The organism is Streptomyces sp. NRRL F-5650 (assembly GCF_000721365.1).
In the GTDB taxonomy this organism is placed as follows: Bacteria; Actinomycetota; Actinomycetes; order Streptomycetales; family Streptomycetaceae; genus Streptomyces; species Streptomyces ardesiacus.
The window spans coordinates 1-340 of sequence record NZ_JOGV01000171.1 but is presented as its reverse complement, the minus strand read 5'-3'; the positions used below and the strand labels follow the sequence as shown (position 1 = coordinate 340).

Here is a 340-nt window from a genome sequence, read left to right as displayed (position 1 = left end):
GGCGCGGCATCTGGTGGCGGTGCACGGTGTGCGTGATCTCGTGCTGGCGAGCCGGCGTGGTGAGGACGCGCCGGGGGTCGTTGAGCTGGTGGGGGAGCTGGCCGCGTTGGGTGCGTCGGTACGGGTCGAGGCGTGTGATGCCGCGGACCGTGCGGGGCTTCGCGCGCTCCTGGACCGGATCGGGGAGCTGCGTGGTGTGGTGCATGCGGCGGGTGCCTTGGACGACGGGGTCGTGACGGGACTGACGGCGGAGCGGTTGGTGTCGGTGATGCGGCCGAAGGTGGACGGGGCCTGGAACCTGCACGAGCTGACCCGTGACCGTGAGCTGGACCTGTTCGTG

1 protein-coding gene is annotated in these 340 nt (G+C 71.5%); it reads left to right on the top strand.

Translation table 11 applies throughout. The annotated features are described in order from the left end of the window. Positions 1-340: KR domain-containing protein (locus tag IG88_RS42200; protein WP_037837584.1), on the top strand; the 340-nt coding region annotated here is incomplete at both ends.